The organism is uncultured Erythrobacter sp. (genome assembly GCF_947502395.1).
In the GTDB taxonomy this organism is placed as follows: Bacteria; Pseudomonadota; Alphaproteobacteria; order Sphingomonadales; family Sphingomonadaceae; genus Erythrobacter.
Genome location: NZ_CANMZM010000003.1, coordinates 42,951 through 57,302 on the forward strand (window position 1 = coordinate 42,951; position 14,352 = coordinate 57,302).

The window sequence follows — 14,352 nt, forward strand, 5'->3', positions numbered from 1 at the left end:
ATCAAACTGAAAGATCTCGACGGCATACGTTCTTGATGCAGAAATTCGACGAACTTTGTCTTGGACAGTTTAACATGATGGCGGCAACAAGCGAAAACGAAGCCAATATTGTCACGGCAATTAGTGAGGTTATCGAAGAACCAATAGGCATCTATAGTTCAACCAACAAAGATGAATGGTTATCACTCAGCTGCACGCAAATTGCGGCAAAGTCAGGTGTCAGATTTATGTCGATTCCTCTCGACGAGGCGGCTTCCAAGGTGATCTTCACAGTTGATGGAAACGTCATCCTTCAGACCGATGAATTTCGTTTGAAACCTATGGTCGCCGACAACCTTAAAGGACTATTTTTCGAGTTCGTAACGCTTGTTGATGACTAGCTCTTGAAGATCAATTGTGGTGCGGGCGTCAATCGACGAACTAGGGAGAAAAAGGAATTGGTGCTTGAACAATTGAGTACCACTCATTTTCCTACACTTCCCAGCCCTGCTACCCAGCAGCGATGAGCTGTCACCTCCCCACACCCACTCAATCGCTTTTTCCGATAAAAACACCCCGTACTGATCGAGAGGATTTTAACCCTTAGACAGTGTCTCAAGTGTCTCAAACGGCACCATCGGCATTCCGCGCGCGCAATGTTAATCTTTCGCGCGCATCAACAAATCTGTGTCGCCGCGCCGTCTTGTGGCGGGCTCATCATAGAGCGAATAGGCAAGCGTGGTGCCCTTCATGACAATAGTCTCTATCCCAGCATCTTCGAAGGCATCGATGACCTTGGCTAGTTCATGATGATGGGTGGTCTCTCAAAGGGCAGTCACCCTGGCTTCTTCGGCGATGCGGTCTTTCAGTTCATTCGGCCCTGTCCCAAACGTCTTGCCAATCTGTTGCCTCTGCGACGGTCCACGGTGAATCCAATCCCGAGCGAATGTTGTGCAGGCAGCCGGCAAGAAAGTCACCGAGAGACGCAATTTCGCTCATTGGATTGGCAAGATTGACCCCCTTATTTGCCAGCCTGCCCCCGTAGGCGTTACATACTCATGCGATAAAACAGATGCATTTTCCAGCGCTAGCGAAGGGATGTGTCACAAGAAAACGTTAAACCTTGACCCCTCACAAGCATGCTGCAAAGCCCAATGGGAGCTCGAGGGGTGGGGAAAATTAGGGCTGATATCGTGACGAAATCGCGTAAGGGGATCATCCTCGCAGGAGGTACGGGCACGCGATTGTTTCCGTTGACAAAAGCATTGTCGAAGCAGCTGATGCCCATATTCGACAAGCCCATGATTTATTATCCGCTTAGCACGCTGATGCTGGCGGGGATCCAAGACATCCTGATCATCACCACGCCAGAGGATGCGGCGCAATTCCAACGTGTGCTCGGCGATGGATCAAGTTTCGGAGTCAACCTGTCCTACGCAGAGCAGCCGCGACCTGAGGGGTTGGCGCAGGCTTTTCATATTGGCGCGGATTTTGTGGCTGGCGGTCCAAGCGCGCTGATTTTGGGAGATAATATTTTTTATGGACATGGCCTTCCCGATATTCTGAGAAACGCCAATGCCCACGAAGGAGGTGCAACCATTTTCGCTTACCGCGTCACCGATCCAGGAAGCTTTGGCGTGGTTGAGTTTGACAGCGCGAGCAAGGCGATCTCAATTGAAGAAAAGCCAGCCGTGCCAAAGTCGAATTATGCAGTAACGGGCCTCTATTTCTACGATGATACAGTGATTGACCGCGCGCGCGAATTGCGACCTTCTGCCCGCGGCGAGTTTGAGATTACCGACCTCAACCAGCTGTACCTTCAGGAAGGCTCCCTGTCGGTTGAGATTATGGGCCGCGGATTTGCCTGGCTTGACACGGGAACGCATGCTTCGCTCCTTGATGCAGCGACCTATGTACGTATCACCGAAGAGCGACAGGGGCTTAAGATCGCTTGCCCCGAAGAGATTGCCTGGCGCCAGGGCTTTATCACGGATGCTCAGCTTGAAGAGTTGGCTGAACCCTTACGCAAATCAGGTTACGGCGAGTATCTTCTCGCTCTACTGGAAAAGCGACCCCTGCCGTGAAACTCATCGAAACCGATATCGAAGGTCTGTTGGTCATTGAACCGTATGTATTGTCTGATGAACGCGGCTTTTTATTTGAAGCCTGGAACGATAGCGCTTTTCGTGAAGCTGGGCTCGATCTGACATTTGTGCAGGACAATCACAGCCGTTCAAGAAAGGGCGTGCTACGAGGCCTGCATTTTCAGAATCCGGTCTCACAGGGCAAACTTGTGCGTGTCATCAACGGCGCGGTGTTCGATGTTGCGGTGGACCTTCGAGAGGGATCGAGCACCTTTGGCAAATGGGCGGGTGTGGAGCTTTCTGCTGAGAACAAATGCATGCTCTGGGTGCCTGATGGCTTTGCGCATGGGTTTCTAACCCTCAGCGAGAATGCTGATTTCCTCTACAAATGCACTGCCCCCTATTCCCCGGAGTTCGAGTACACACTGGCATGGGACGATCCAGCTATCGGGATCGATTGGCCGATCGTTGGCCTCGATCCGATCATCTCGGCGAAAGACTCCAGGGGTCTCACGCTGGCAGAAGTGCCGGTGTTCTCATGAAAGTCCTTATCACAGGGGCAGGCGGTCAACTGGGCAAGGCGTTGCTAAAAACTGCGCCCGAAACAGCTGAGATTAGTGACATCGACGTTGAGGATGTAGATCTATCTGACAGTGCCATGCTGCGGGCACGCCTCGCCGTCGAGGCGCCGGAGGTTATCATCAACGCTGCCGCCTATACCGCAGTGGACAAGGCCGAGGTAGAGGAAGAGCTCGCTCTTGCGATCAATTCAGACGCTCTGAAAGTGATGGTCGAAGCTGTTGAGCAGACGGGCGGGAAGTTGGTTCATATTTCGACCGATTTCGTCTTTGATGGCACTGCCACAGACGCTTACCAACCCGATGATACTCGTGCTCCGATCAACGCATACGGTCGAACGAAGTTGGCGGGTGAGGAACATGTTCGACCAAGCGACATCATTTTGCGCACATCTTGGCTATACGCGGCAGGCGGGACGAATTTTGTCCGCACAATGATCCGCCTTATGAATGAGCGTGAAGAACTGAGTATAGTGTCTGACCAAGTAAGCGCTCCCACTTGGGCCACAGGTTTGGCTCAGACAGTTTGGGGCCTTCTGGACAAAGGGGCCTTCGGTGCTTTCCACCATAGCGATGCAGGTCAGGCAAGCTGGTATGACTTTGCAGTGGCGATCGCGGAAGAAGCCCATGCGCTGGGGCTGATTAAGCGAATCCCAACGATCAAACCCATCGCCACATCTGATTACCCTAGTCCCGCAAGGCGCCCAGCCTTCTCCCTTCTCGACAGCAGTGCGACGCGTGCAGTTTTGGGAGACTTGCATACTCCGTGGCGCGAAAATCTGCGCGCGATGCTTCGAGAGGAAAAAGCTTTTGGCTAACATCCTTGTGACCGGTGGGGCCGGATTTATTGGTGGCAATTTTGTGCACTACTGGAATGCACGGCATCCGGCTGATCAAGTCATCGTACTTGATGCTCTGACTTACGCGGGCAACCGCTCTACGATCAAAGATGCGCCGGCAGCCGAGATCGTCGTTGGCGACATTCGCGATACGGCACTCGTTGAGAAGCTTTTGAGCGAACGTGAGATCAAGAAGATTGTCCACTTCGCTGCAGAGAGTCACGTTGATCGTTCGATTGCAGGTCCTGATGCTTTTATTGACACCAATATCCTTGGCACCAACTCACTGCTCAAAGCCGCGCGTTCAGTCTGGTTGAGGGGCGACGGTCGGGAGCACCGGTTTCACCATATCTCCACGGATGAGGTTTATGGCTCCCTCCGCGCCAAGGATCCCGCTTTCAGCGAGACTACGCCCTATGCGCCAAATTCTCCTTATTCAGCGTCTAAGGCTTCTTCCGATCATTTGGTGCGTGCCTACCACCATACCTATGGATTGAGCGTCACAACCAGCAACTGTTCGAACAATTATGGGCCTTTCCAAAACCCTGAAAAGCTGATCCCGAACTTCTTTCTCAGCGCGTTGTTTGGGAAAAGTTTGCCGATCTATGGAGACGGCATGAACGTGCGCGATTGGCTTCATGTGGAAGATCATTGTCGCGGCATCGAGGCGTGCCTTGAAAAGGGCGAGCCGGGTCATTCTTACAATATCGGAGGAGGGGCAGAGCTACCGAACCTTGAGGCTGTCGATGCGATCTGCCGGGAAGTCGACCTAGCGTTTGTAGAGGTTCAGGGCCTCGCCGATCGGTTTCCAAATGCGCCAGCCGCCAATGGCCACAAGAGCGAGACACTCAAAACCTTCGTCACCGATCGCCCGGGTCATGACCGTCGCTACGCCATTGACGTAACCAAAGCTCACGAGATGCTTGGGTTTGAGGCCTTGCGTGGTTTCGAGGAAGGCTTGCGCCAAACCTTGCGCTGGTATCTCGACAATGAAGCGTGGTGGCGGCCATTGGTATCGCCAGGTCACCGGAAATGCTAAGGCCTCCTGGGGGCCCTGTTGACTAACTTAGAATCAAAACAAGAAGCGCCGAAAAAGATAGCTTTTGTCGGGACATTTGACGTCGCAAACTATGGGGATTGCTTGTTTCCAGTTGTGTACAAGCACCTGCTTGAAGAGCGGTTGAGCGGGCTGGAGTTCGGCTATTACTCGCCTACGTCGAAGCCAGCCGAAATCATGGACTATGGGCCGATCAAGGCACTTCCAGAAACGGTCGAAAGTGTGGAATTTGAAGAGGATGCGTTGATCCTTTGCGGTGGCGAAGCCCTATGGATTGGACACAGCAGCGGTACATACAATTTCCCGAGATCAACGCTTAGCGCTTTTGCGCGTCTCTGGCTTGGACCCACCGTTGCCGCATCGCGCGGGAGTATCGATTTCTTCGTTCACAGCGCGGGTGCGCCGCACGCTCGGCTTGAAGTGCCAGCCGGGGTTGTCGGGGCGCTTTCCTCGGCAACCGGGGTTAGCGTGCGCGATGAGGTAACAGCACGTCGCTTGGGAAACCGTTTTTCCGTCCAAGTAGATCCAATATTCGCGCTATCGACTATTTTGACACCGCAGCAATGGGAACGCGAAGTACAAAAATGGTTGCCCGAAGGGTTCGCTGCGAACCGCTATCTGGCCGCACATGTCTCAGCACCCTATCTTATGAATGATCTGCGTGACTGGTGTGAGCAAGTGGCAGATGTGGCCAAAAACCATAAGATGCCGATCCTGATGGTGCCTGTGTGCCACTTCATGGATGATCACTATACTCTGGAGACCGCACGCCAGATTCTGATCGCTACAGGTGTTGATGCACGACAGATCCAATCGCCGCCTGATCAAAGCAGAAGCGTTATCGCGACTGCCGCCCTTTTGGGAATGAGTGGCGGCGTTATCACAAGTTCTCTGCACGCTTGTGTTACGGCTGCTGCGTTCGGCACACCTTTTGCGGTTTATGCCGGAAAAGACCAAGAGGATGGGAAGCACCGGCAGACGCTATTGGCGGCGGGTATCGACTATGGGATAGCTCGAGATATGCTGAGCATCGCGACCACTTTTGCGAACTCCGTTCGGCGGAACCGCGAAGCGGTTAGGCAAAAGGCTTCGGCGCTTGCATTGCAAGGCATTGATCAATTGGCTGATAAGCTGGCTATCCGGCACGAACAGGCGCGTAGTCTTTCCCAAGAAGCAATCGACGCTGTGCTCCTTCATGACACTGCACCCACCCGGCAATTGCATTGGGAGACGAAGAGAACGATCCTCAGGTGGTTACAGAAGTCGGATTTTCTCGCTAAGTTGCTGGTTTCGAGGCATCGTGCGCGCCTGCGGCGGGGTGTCTTTTGAGGGGCAGGCAGCAAGAGACAGATATGAGAGCCCCAAATGACCTAAGGCTTATACCGCTGGCAAGGCCAATGCGGCCACAAGAGTCTTTTGCCAGAGGGCGGATAAATCCCACGCTGCGGGTTCTGCCTGTAGTCTTGCTGCTATATTCTTTCCTGCTTTTCCCGATCGAAGTGAAGCTTGTTGTAGGCGGCTTGAACTTTTACGCATTTCGGATTGCGATCATTGTTGGTTTGCCGCTGGTAATTTTCCTCTCTCCTCGGGTCGCTGGCAAGTTCACCATGGTCGATGCGCTTGTTGCAGTGGGATGCAGCTGGATCGTGATCTCATTCGTGGGATTATATGGTTCAAAAACCGGGATTATTCGCTCGCTTGCAGTCGTTCTCGACACGTTTGGGGCATATGTTATCGCTCGCGGGTCTATCTCAAACCTGAATGATCTTCGCAGGGTGCTGATTCTGATCCTTCCGGGATTGATGTTCGCTGCAGCTTTCTTTGCAATCGAGAGTTTGTCCCGACAGCTCCTAATACGGCCACTTTACGCATCGTTGTTCGGGGATGCAGTTAACTACGAGGCGGGCGTTGCTCGCGGAAATCTGGCCCTTCTCTATGAGATTCGTCTTGGGTTGAGACGAGCTTACAGCGTCTTTTCCTTCCCTATCTTGGGTGCCGTTATCTTGACTTCATTGCTTCCGCTCTACTTGATGAGCGGCATTCGCATGCGCGCTTTGGTCATCGGCTCTATAGCTTGCGGAGCTGCTTTCTTTTCTATCTCATCCGCAGCTTTCATAGCGATCGTGCTTGCTTTGGGGATGGTTGGTTTCGATCGGTTTCTGCCCTACCTTCGCCCCCTTCGCTGGCCTTATGTTGCGGTAGGTCTCGTGTTCTACGGAGTTCTGGCCGAGATTGCTTTGAAAGGCGGTGTTGTGGGCGCAATCGGTCGATTTACCTTGAACCCAGCAACTGCATATATTCGACGCATGCAATGGAAATATGGTGGAGAGACGGTCATGGAGAATCCACTGTTTGGAATTGGGTACTCCATACACAATAAGCCCGCTTGGTTGACAGATGCCATTGACGCGCACTTTTTGTCATTGGCTCTTCGCAACGGTCTGATGACTCCGGTGCTTTTCGCTATCGCGGTGATCGTATTGATGTTCTCTCTTGGTCGCGTGGCATCCTATCTTCCCCAGACAGATCGCAGCCTTGTTATTGGCCTGAATATAATGCTGACGATTCTGATCTTCAGTTCGATGACGGTCACATTCTTTTCGGAAGCCAATGTCTTTTTCATGATTGCGTTGGGCGTCTCAACATCCTGCATGGTGGCCACTATGCAGTCGAGCGGGCGGCAGATTCCAATCATCAGTACTATGGTACGACAAACGCAAACTCAGTTCCAATTGAATAACCGCTGATAAGTAACCTGGCTTCGCTGACATTCATGATTGCTCGGAACAGCCTATTCTCGATTACAGGAAGCATCGTTCCCGTGCTGGTCACGATTGTGACATTGCCATTCCTTTTGGGACTAATCGGCGCTGAGCGATATGGAGCCTTGGCACTTTGCTGGTTGATATTGATCTATTCTGCGCAAGTCCTCGATGGGGTTGGAACAGCAATTACTCATGCAGTTGCTCGCGCTCGAGGAGATCAACAATCGGCGCGAGATTCGATGGCAACAGGCCTTGTGACGGCCTTGTTGATCAGCCCGATCACAGCCATTTTCGCAAGTGTGATCGCCTTTGTCTTTTTTGGGCAGTTTTTTGAAGTGAGTGACACAGTCAGGAATGAGCTGGTTGCTTCAATCTGGCTCATCGGCGCCTCCAGTTTTGTAAGTGGCGTTTCACGGGCTGTCTATGGCGCGCTGGTCGGCAAAGAGCGTTTCCCGAGTGCCTCCTTGGCGACTATGGTGAGCAACAGCGGCTTACCGGTGCTGGCATTGCTTTTTGCGAACGTGTTTGGGGTAAGCTTGGTTGTTCTGATGTGGGCAAGCCTTTCAGCATATTGCTTGGGTCTCGCTTTGCTCTCGTTCAATCTCTGGCGCTCTGAGCTTCGTGGGCAGCCGGCGTATGTGACTTGGGACAAATCCAAGGCTTTGCTCCAATTTGGAGTTTGGATCATGGTCGCATCAAGCGTCGCCCCGCTGCTTCTGACGATGGACCGGATGGTGATAGGCGTACAGCTAGGTGCAGTTGCCGTCGCTGCGTACACGATTCCTTTTCAGATTATCAGCCGGCTGCAATTGCTGCCTCAATCGCTCGTTAGAGTTCTGTTCCCGCGCTTGTCGATGTCTGATGGTACAAAAGCGTATGAGTTGGGGTTTCACTACTCTATCGCCATGTCTGCTTGTTTTGCCCCAATGGTTATCGGGATGATTTATCTGATTGAACCACTTCTTCGGCTTTGGCTGGGCGACAAATTGGACCCCAGTTCGGTGCAAGTGGGAACCTGGCTTCTGTGCGCATTCTATCTGAGTGCAATAGTGCAGACCAAGGCAGTTTACCTACAGTCGCAAGGCAAGGGGGCTCGTTTTGCAAAATTCCAGATAGGATTAATCCTGCCCTACCTGGTCATATTGTTTCATTCCGCACAAGCCTTTGGGATAATGGGTGTCGTAGTTGCATTTCTTTTGAGACGAATGGCTGAGGCCCTGTTTCTTGTCGCAAAATCGAACTTTGGGAACCGAACTTATTGGACCACCCAAGCCCCGGCGATTGCCGGGTTGTTGATGGCTATGGCGACCGTCGAGTTTTTACCAAACCCCGAATTCAAGTTGGCTGCAGGGGTGGTAGTAGCATCAGCCGTCTTCATAGGCGCTATTTTTATCGCTCCTGCCGAATTGAAAACCATGATCCTAGAGGAAGTCCGCAAGCGTTTTTCGCTCTAGGATCACGGCAAGTTGGTTCAAAAAGGCGGCTGCAAGATGTCCTAGCCCGGCTCGAACAATACAAGTGCGCTGACCGATCTTCCGGTTACATTGTTTGTCACAGTTAAGGGCCCACTTTCAGCCATCGTCCAGCCAAGCTGAATACCGTCACCGTAAGAAAACAGGTTCTCGACTTGCATTGCCCCCGTCATGGACGCTCCGCTAGTGGCTGTGCTCGAGCCAAGGGCCGCTAGGACAAGAGTGCCATCGGCGACCGCAGCTCCAGTGACATTGGCCGCTCGTTCAAACTCGATGACTGGTACTTTAGGCGCGTTCGTCAAAGATCCTGCAACAATGCCAACTTTATCTGGCACATTTGCACCTGCGGCGGTTGCTACAAGCTCATACGGTCCTTCGCCGGGCAGATTTGTCTCTTCAATGATAAAACCGGCAAAGGCTTCGAGCGAAGTGGTCGGGTCGACGTTCTGTGTGCCTACAAAGAACACGCGAGTCATTGCGACGGTTCCTCCGGTTCCGACGATCGAGCAGGAGATGTCATTCACTGCATCGCTTGTTCCTGCGCCAACCATGGCGAAGATTTGACGGTGATCACCAGTGGCGACGAGATTTGATGCGGTGGCAGACCCGGCAGACCCGGCACCTTGGACACTGTCAATGAGCATAGGTTCTTGGGTGGGAGAAGGACTGAAAATGACCGGGCCGATTTCCGGACTCACAGCGGAGTTTGCCCCACCAGGGCCAGTTGCTTCTACGGCAAATGTGATAAGCGAATTCTCATCAGCGGCAACCAATGTGTAAGCTGTGCCGACCGCGCCAGAGATAGCGAAGCCGTTGCGAAGCCATTGTTGACCATTTATCATGCCATTGGCCACTGACCCATCATCGCCGGTCAAGGTTTGTCCGATTTCGGGAATACCAGTGATCGAAGGGGCAACGCTCCACGAGGGTGGGGGATCACCTGAACTTGGCGTGGCAGATGCAGCGATGGCACCTTTAGTTGAGAGATCTGGGAATTCAGTTCCATGAAGGTCACTTGCTATTGATGGAGCAACACCGTTGCCAAGCAGGAGACCAGAGGGAGTGAAGTTGCCGTTTATCGCGTCGATAAACAATGATGTGCTGTCACCGCCGCTTGACGTTCCGTTGCTTCCCGCCGGCAGGCCGACACTCTGTACGAGATGGTTGTCGTTTACGGACAAGGCAGGCGAAATTGAATCGCCGTTTCTAACAGTCATGCGGAGGACCATATTGTTTGCAATTAGAGAGTAGCCATCGCCGCCTTGCCCATCGGCTGGGATTGACACTCGCTGGGTCGCCATTGTGTTGTGTGCGAATACGCCATGGCTGATCATACCGCCAAGATCGGATCGTAACTCTTCGTCGGCGGTACCCAAATTGTTGTACAGGGCATTCCCGATTACAACGCAGTCCAGCACGCCTGGGCTCGCCTGAACAAAAAAGTTCTGAGCATCAATCTGCCACATGCGGTTAAAGGCAAAGACTGTGTTTTCGCGGAAATCGGGAAGATTCGGGAGCTGGTATATATCCGAGTGAATGTCGAAATGGGTGGGCAGCGTTGTTGGTACTGCGATATCTTCGACCGCGAAGCCATTCGTTGTGCCCGGCGGAGAAAGCGATGTGCCTAACCTTGTGTCATCCAGTAGCATGGCTGACCAATTTGGTTGTGAATTGATCCAGTCAGTCGCACTCGCCACCCTGTAGTTTGTGTCATCCCGAAATGCTTGCTCACTTCCATCAAAGACAAAACTTCCAGCATCAGAGCCATCGACCCTTAAGACTAAGCTGCGTGGCGAGTTCCGGATAGAGACTGTTGCATTGCCTGGACCAACATATGAAATGCTGATCGCGTCGACGTTGGTATAGTAAGCTGCACTTGAATGATCGAAGACCTCGTTGGCAACAAAGCAAAGTGAATCTTGAGCCAGATCAGCCCATGTGGCTGAGGTTTTGCATCCACGTACAAGAGGTGCTTTGTCGAACACATCGTTCACATCCGAAATGCTGCAGTCGGTAAACCAAGCTCCATGCCTAAACAGTGCTGGAATGAAATTGCGCGGTGCCAAACGCCAAAGGTCTTCGCGCCCGCGGCTCTGAATAATGTTGATGCCATCAAGCCAGTGCTGACCTTCCTCAAGCTCGGTGTAGAACTCCAAAGAATTAGCGAAATCGACGGTGATCTCCGAGCCCTTGAAGTGGAGTCTGTCCATGCCAGGTCGTATCCTGGCAAAATCGCCTTCTAAAGCCGGAGGTGCTTGCATGAATTTTACCGGAGCAGTCGCCTCGATCCTGCACCAGCCAGCAGGAGTATGGCTATTGGCATTCCCAAGCTCGTAGTCGCCAGCTTCCAATACTTGGACGCGTGGATGCTGGGCATTTTGAGTGCGCAGGTGGGTAAATGCGTCTTCCATAGTGAAAAAGTCTGCACCACCACCAGCGGCGACTGATACGTCAAAGTCAAATTCGGAGGATGCCATAACAAAGCTGTAAGGGCCGCACATGCGTGATTGCATCGATCCATCGCTCGGCACCGCTTCGACATAGACATCCGCAATCCCCTCTTTGCCAGAAGGCTTGCTCAAAGTGACCCACCAGCCGAGCAGATCGTAAGTCGATCCATCTGCACGCTCGAAAGTTCGAAAGGTGGGAGCATCCACCCGGCTCACATTGCCTTCACAGTGAAAGTCCACATGCGAAAGGCCAAGATTTGGGATTAGCGACCCGCCATTGTTGGCAGCAGCAAAGGCGCCAATGACAGTTGCTGTCCTGACTGTTTGGCGGGGAGGGGTGAGCAATCGACAAACAGGCTTTGCAGTGGCGCGGGCAGGGTCGGCGGGCACGCTTGAAAATCCGCTTGTGGGCGAGCCATCCCAAATGCTGCTTGGCCTTAAGCTCTGATTGACCGGTTGATTGGACGCAAACTGCGCAAAGCGCGACAATCCGTTGCCAAATCCGGTTCCAAAACCGAATCCGACCATTAAATCAGCCCCACCAAATCCGTTGCCGTGGTGCCTGTTTCACGAACCGCAACGGGTCGGATATCCAGTACAGCGCCACTTGGCACGTTGCGAAAGATCACCTCGCTGTTGGAGCTCGCGCTGGACACCACAAGGTCGCCGCCAGTACCAATAAAGATTGCTTTTGGAACAAAGCTAAGGTCTGCATTGTCGCTCGGCGCGATGTCAAACCAATCGCGTGAAGGGGAAGTTACACTATCAGTGGTTGAGAAAAGGTCTTGGGGCATTGGTGTTCTCCTTAGTTTAGTCATGGAACATAAAAAGAACATTTGATGTAGGAAAGTGCTGGTTTGCTTGGTTGCCTAAGTGGACCAAGTCGTACGAAGGTACTTCAATCGCTCGAGACTGTCTGAGAATCCTTGCTTAATGATATAGTCAGGAGCAAAAGTACGACATCGCGAACAGGTCCACTGCCCAAAAATGCTTGCATCATCTCAAAGCGCTGAAGTGACAGTCATTATAGTGAGCTGGAATACGCGCGAATTGACCTTGAAGGCGATCGAAACCTTACTTGAGAATGCTGGGAATGTGCGAATGCAGGTGGTTGTTTGGGACAACGCCTCAATAGATGCCTCTGCCGAGGCGGTTGCACAGCGCTTTCCAGAGATTGAGCTCATAGCGCATGACGAAAACATCGGCTTTGCTGCGGCAAACAACCGCGTGGCGAAAGTAGCGAAGACCGAGTGGTTACTGTTGCTCAACCCTGACACAGAAACTCATCCTAAGGCGATTGAGAACCTGCTGCAGTTCGGGAAAGCGAACCCACAGGCAGGGATCGTTGGAGGGCGGACGGTGTTTCCTGATGGCACGCTAAATCCTGCGTCATGCCGCAAAAAGCCTTCACCATGGAGCTTAATCTGTAGCGCTTTTGGATTCAGCCGCTTGTTTCCAAATTCGTCTTTTTGGAACCCGGAGGCGATTGGGGGCTGGAATCGCGACAGCGTGCGCGAAGTCGATATCGTGGTGGGCTGCTTCTTCCTTTTGAAACGCGAACTTTGGGAGCGACTGGGGGGATTTGACAGCAAGTACTTTATGTATGGCGAAGAGGCCGACATGTGCCTTCGGGCCGCCAAACTGGGTTATTCTCCCATGATAACGCCTGAAGCGCAGATCATGCATCTGCTCGGTGCATCAACCAAGCTGCGCAGCGAGAAGCAGATAAGTCTGATGCGAGCTCGGGCCAGCCTGATAGAAGACCATTGGCCCGCTGCACTTGTTCCGATTGGCCGTGTGCTGATGTGGTTCTGGATTGCAAATCGCAGGCTTGCATCTGGAATACAATCTAGCTTTCTCGGAAAATCTGAGGCCGCCGTTGAATGGGAGAAAATCTGGAATGCCCGCAAGGATTGGATGAAGGGCTACTGAGCGGGAGTCTTTCTTCAGTATGCTACGGCACTTCCTAGGGCCCTTGCATACCTTTCGGCGATTCTTGCGCGAGTAAAGAACTGAGCCGCACCAGACCTTTGCCATTCAGTAAGAGCTTTCTTCATTTTTCTTTCTTCGCGGATCGCGCGATTGATTGCTTCTGCAATCGCTTTCGGACTGCTCGCGTCAACTCCTTGGGCAAAAGGCTGATCGCCAAAATAGCCGTCAATGGCAGTGTTTTTGGGGTAAATGATTGGCAGACCAGCGAAGAGCGCCTCAATAAAGACCAATCCAAAGGATTCGTCATGCGAAGGAAGCACAAGAGCGCAAGCTTCATTCATCGTGGATTGCATAGCGTCGCGCTCAATTGGCCCCGCGAAATCGATTTGCATTGCTTTTGCAGTTAGAAGCTTGCAGCGAGCGAGTTCAGCGTGGCTGCCTCCGCCGATGATTGTGATCCTTCGCTCGGCTTCCTCGCCCACAAGTTGTGCGGCCGCGTCGGCGAGACCCTTGAGGTTTTTCACTTCATGGTTTTTGAGATGAAAGACCGAGATGACGTTGCCGTTCGTGTCCTGCGGCTCAACAATACCATCAAGTTCGGTAGGACAAGGGATGAGCTCAATGCCGTCTGGCCGTGTACCAAGCATTCCTTCGATCGCAACTTTCGCAACGGGCGTGAATGTGGAGACTGCTCTCGCCCCCTGGTATATTGAACGAAAGAGCCCGCGCAGATCTGGCCGAGCATCAAGGATCCGCCTGTCGGTGTTGCCTTGGATCGTGAGGGCGTAGGGAATGCCGGTTATGTGTGCAGCCTTGGCAACCACAATACCTTCAATCGTGAGTTTGTGCCCAACGATCAGGTCGATCGGCGATTCTCGCGCATCGATTATGTTAGCAAGGTGCCTGCCCACGCGATCAAGCATGGTCCGATGAAGAATGCCTCCCCCCGGTGCGTTGTACTCCAGGCATCGACCAAACTCGAACAATTGCTCATTCTGAATCAATGCACCATCGCCAGACAGGTTTAACAGCAGGGAAGCAAGCCTGAGCAAGCTGGGTGTCACTCGATTAAGCGAGATAACCTCATGCTGAAAGGTGTCGGCGGTTAACTCCAGAAGACTCTTGATGACGGGTGTTTTGAACGCCTCAATCGGATCAGGAAAATCTCCGCTCACATGAAGAATTCGGCTCGTCAT

12 protein-coding genes and 1 pseudogene are annotated in these 14,352 nt (G+C 52.7%); 9 read left to right on the forward strand and 4 right to left on the reverse strand.

Annotation, left to right across the window (positions count from 1 at the left end):
* Positions 1–35: 35 nt before the first annotated feature.
* Positions 36–380: a hypothetical protein gene (locus Q0778_RS11500; RefSeq protein WP_298300656.1), complete on the forward strand. Its 345-nt coding sequence runs from the start codon at positions 36–38 to the stop codon at positions 378–380.
* Positions 381–638: 258 nt separating this feature from the next.
* Here the strand turns inward: Q0778_RS11500 and Q0778_RS11505 are convergent.
* Positions 639–788, reverse strand: a pseudogene (locus tag Q0778_RS11505) (nucleotidyltransferase family protein); the annotation flags it as partial.
* A gap of 345 nt (positions 789–1,133) precedes the next feature.
* Between Q0778_RS11505 and rfbA the strand changes: the two are divergent.
* The 7 genes from rfbA (at position 1,134) to Q0778_RS11540 (ending at position 8,756) form a co-directional block, all read left to right on the forward strand.
* Positions 1,134–2,063, forward strand: coding sequence for a glucose-1-phosphate thymidylyltransferase RfbA (gene rfbA, locus Q0778_RS11510; RefSeq protein WP_298336241.1), 930 nt, complete (start codon positions 1,134–1,136; stop codon positions 2,061–2,063).
* Positions 2,060–2,605, forward strand: a complete 546-nt coding sequence (rfbC, locus tag Q0778_RS11515) for a dTDP-4-dehydrorhamnose 3,5-epimerase (RefSeq protein WP_298300660.1) — start codon at positions 2,060–2,062, stop codon at positions 2,603–2,605. The genes rfbA and rfbC overlap by 4 nt, the downstream gene beginning before the upstream one ends.
* Positions 2,602–3,459 (forward strand): dTDP-4-dehydrorhamnose reductase, encoded by an 858-nt coding sequence (gene rfbD / locus Q0778_RS11520; RefSeq protein WP_298300663.1) that lies wholly within the window; start codon positions 2,602–2,604, stop codon positions 3,457–3,459. Before rfbC ends, rfbD begins: the two co-directional genes overlap by 4 nt.
* Complete coding sequence (gene rfbB / locus Q0778_RS11525) at positions 3,452–4,519, forward strand: dTDP-glucose 4,6-dehydratase (protein ID WP_298300667.1); 1,068 nt, start codon at positions 3,452–3,454, stop codon at positions 4,517–4,519. Before rfbD ends, rfbB begins: the two co-directional genes overlap by 8 nt.
* Positions 4,520–4,633: 114 nt before the next feature.
* Positions 4,634–5,866, forward strand: a complete 1,233-nt coding sequence (locus Q0778_RS11530; protein ID WP_366519545.1) for a polysaccharide pyruvyl transferase family protein — start codon at positions 4,634–4,636, stop codon at positions 5,864–5,866.
* Positions 5,867–6,144: 278 nt separating this feature from the next.
* Positions 6,145–7,284, forward strand: coding sequence for a hypothetical protein (locus Q0778_RS11535; RefSeq protein ID WP_298336245.1), 1,140 nt, complete (start codon positions 6,145–6,147; stop codon positions 7,282–7,284).
* Positions 7,285–7,310: 26 nt separating this feature from the next.
* Positions 7,311–8,756 (forward strand): oligosaccharide flippase family protein, encoded by a 1,446-nt coding sequence (locus tag Q0778_RS11540; RefSeq protein ID WP_298336247.1) that lies wholly within the window; start codon positions 7,311–7,313, stop codon positions 8,754–8,756.
* Positions 8,757–8,797: 41 nt separating this feature from the next.
* Here Q0778_RS11540 and Q0778_RS11545 read toward each other — a convergent pair whose 3' ends face one another.
* Together Q0778_RS11545 and Q0778_RS11550 are read right to left on the reverse strand one after the other, a co-directional pair.
* Positions 8,798–11,752 (reverse strand): hypothetical protein, encoded by a 2,955-nt coding sequence (locus Q0778_RS11545; RefSeq protein WP_298336249.1) that lies wholly within the window; start codon positions 11,750–11,752, stop codon positions 8,798–8,800.
* Positions 11,752–12,018: a hypothetical protein gene (locus tag Q0778_RS11550; protein WP_298336251.1), complete on the reverse strand. Its 267-nt coding sequence runs from the start codon at positions 12,016–12,018 to the stop codon at positions 11,752–11,754. The genes Q0778_RS11545 and Q0778_RS11550 overlap by 1 nt, the downstream gene beginning before the upstream one ends.
* A gap of 193 nt (positions 12,019–12,211) precedes the next feature.
* On the opposite strand from Q0778_RS11550, the gene Q0778_RS11555 reads away from it, so the two are divergent.
* Positions 12,212–13,156, forward strand: coding sequence for a glycosyltransferase family 2 protein (locus tag Q0778_RS11555; RefSeq protein WP_298336253.1), 945 nt, complete (start codon positions 12,212–12,214; stop codon positions 13,154–13,156).
* A gap of 14 nt (positions 13,157–13,170) precedes the next feature.
* On the opposite strand, the gene Q0778_RS11560 is transcribed toward Q0778_RS11555, so the two are convergent.
* Positions 13,171–14,352 (reverse strand): glycosyltransferase, encoded by a 1,182-nt coding sequence (locus Q0778_RS11560; protein WP_298336254.1) that lies wholly within the window; start codon positions 14,350–14,352, stop codon positions 13,171–13,173.

Coding starts and splice junctions, on each gene's coding strand:
- Q0778_RS11500 (WP_298300656.1), top strand. CDS start 36: ATGCAGAAATTCGACGAACTTTGTCTTGGACAGTTTAACATGATGGCG.
- rfbA (WP_298336241.1), top strand. CDS start 1,134: ATGGGAGCTCGAGGGGTGGGGAAAATTAGGGCTGATATCGTGACGAAA.
- rfbD (WP_298300663.1), top strand. CDS start 2,602: ATGAAAGTCCTTATCACAGGGGCAGGCGGTCAACTGGGCAAGGCGTTG.
- Q0778_RS11535 (WP_298336245.1), top strand. CDS start 6,145: ATGGTCGATGCGCTTGTTGCAGTGGGATGCAGCTGGATCGTGATCTCA.
- Q0778_RS11540 (WP_298336247.1), top strand. CDS start 7,311: ATGATTGCTCGGAACAGCCTATTCTCGATTACAGGAAGCATCGTTCCC.
- Q0778_RS11545 (WP_298336249.1), bottom strand. CDS start 11,752: ATGGTCGGATTCGGTTTTGGAACCGGATTTGGCAACGGATTGTCGCGC.
- Q0778_RS11550 (WP_298336251.1), bottom strand. CDS start 12,018: ATGCCCCAAGACCTTTTCTCAACCACTGATAGTGTAACTTCCCCTTCA.
- Q0778_RS11555 (WP_298336253.1), top strand. CDS start 12,212: ATGCTTGCATCATCTCAAAGCGCTGAAGTGACAGTCATTATAGTGAGC.
- Q0778_RS11560 (WP_298336254.1), bottom strand. CDS start 14,352: ATGACGAGCCGAATTCTTCATGTGAGCGGAGATTTTCCTGATCCGATT.